The organism is Virgibacillus salexigens, assembly GCF_014905415.1.
In the GTDB taxonomy this organism is placed as follows: Bacteria; Bacillota; Bacilli; order Bacillales; family Amphibacillaceae; genus Virgibacillus; species Virgibacillus salexigens.
The window spans coordinates 1-396 of record NZ_BNEO01000043.1; the positions used below are offsets into that span (position 1 = coordinate 1).

The window sequence follows — 396 nt, forward strand, 5'->3', positions numbered from 1 at the left end:
TATGAATTATATTTACGTGATTTGTGCCAATAAGACGTCACACGAAGCCCTAGCTTCTTCATTAAGCACTGTACCTTCTTGTGGTTGACGTGATAGCCACGTTGCTTAAGTAATTCACTCATTGGACGATAACCTGCATTGGCATGTTCTTGACGTATTTTAAGCATTTCTTTTTCGATAAGCTCATCTTTGTTTACCCGTTCAAAACAGTTAACCCAATAATAATAAGTGGCTTTAGGGAATCCTGTAACTTTCAAGATTTCTTTGAGTTTGAAGGTTTTACGGAGACTGTAGATGAGTCTTGATTTTTGTTCATTAGAGCATTTTTCTCCAATCTCCGAAGTCCTTTTAAATAAGCTACCTCAATTTGCGCATAACGTAATTCTTGTTCAAGTT

At 36.4% G+C, this 396-nt stretch carries 1 pseudogene; it reads right to left on the bottom strand.

Features of this window, described 5'->3' with window-relative positions:
- Positions 1-396: pseudogene (locus tag JKP73_RS22135) on the bottom strand (IS3 family transposase); the annotation flags it as partial.